At 67.9% G+C, this 1,167-nt stretch carries 1 protein-coding gene; it reads left to right on the top strand.

Going from position 1 to position 1,167, the window contains the following annotated elements; translation table 11 throughout:
- Positions 1 to 1,167: sensor histidine kinase (locus ACZ7G3_RS35700; protein WP_470930872.1), on the top strand; the 1,167-nt coding region annotated here is incomplete at both ends.

Here is a 1,167-nt window from a genome sequence, read left to right as displayed (position 1 = left end):
GGATGTTGTTCTGGTTGTCGGGCTCGTGGCGCTCAATGTGTATGTGGCGGTGTGGAGTGGTTTGCCGGAAGGGGGTCGTTCCGGTGTGGGGCGTTGGGCGGGGTTGTGTTTGCAGGTGGTGGTGGCGTTGGCGATGGTGTGGCGTCGTCGGTGGCCGTTGTGGGTGTTGGGGGTGGTGGTGGTTGCCGGTGTGGTGATGTCGGTGTCGGTGTGGTGGGCGCCGGGGGTGTTGGCGGGGTCGGGTGAGGGGGGTGTGTGGGTGCCGTTGGCGACGCCGTTCGCGGCGTATGCGGCGGTGGTGTATGCGGAGCGGTCCCGGGTGGCGTGGGGGTTGATCGGTGTGGTGTCGGTGGTGGCGATGCGGCCGTGGGGGTTGTCGTATGAGGTGGCGGCGAGTGGGTTGGTGTTGACGTCGGTTCCGGGGTTGTTGGGGATGTATGTGGCGGCGCGGCGGAATTTGATTGTGGCGTTGATGGAGCGGGCGGAGCGGGCGGAGCGTGAGCGGTTTTTGCTGGCGGAGCAGGCGCGGGCGGAGGAGCGGGTGCGGTTGGCGGGGGAGATGCATGATGTGGTGACGCATCGGGTGAGTTTGATGGTGTTGCAGGCGGGGGCGTTGCGGGTGTCGTCCTCGGATGAGCGGGTGCGCGCGGAGGCGGAGGTGTTGCGGGCGGCGGGGTGTCAGGCGTTGGAGGAGTTGCGGGATTTGGTGGGGGTGTTGCGGTCGCCGGCGAGTGTGGAGGCGGGGGCGGTGTCGATGGTGGGTTCGCCGGTGGGTTCGGTGGGGGGTTCTGGCGGTGGTTGGGGGTTGGGTGTGGGGGTGTTGGTGGAGGAGTCGCGCGGTGTGGGGGTTGAGGTGGAGTTGGTGGAGTCGGGGGATGGGTCGGTGGTGTCGCCGGTGGTGGCGCGGACGGGTTTTCGGATTGTGCAGGAGGCGTTGACGAATGTGCGGAAGCACGCGCCGGGGAGTGGGGTGCGGGTGGAGGTGCGGTATGAGGCGGATCGGGTGCGGTTGTCGGTGCGGAATGGTCCGGCGCGGAAGGCGGTGGATGAGGCTTTGGCGGCAACTGGGTCGGGAAGTGGCTTGAAAGGGCTGGCTCAACGGGTGGAACTCGTCGGCGGGACCTTCGAGTGGGGCCCTCTGCCCGACGGCGGCTTCCACATCAAATC

The sequence above is a fragment of the Streptomyces sp. NPDC037271 genome (assembly GCF_055603605.1).
The sequence above is the reverse complement of the archived record's forward strand: the minus strand, read 5'-3'. Positions and strand labels throughout refer to the sequence as shown.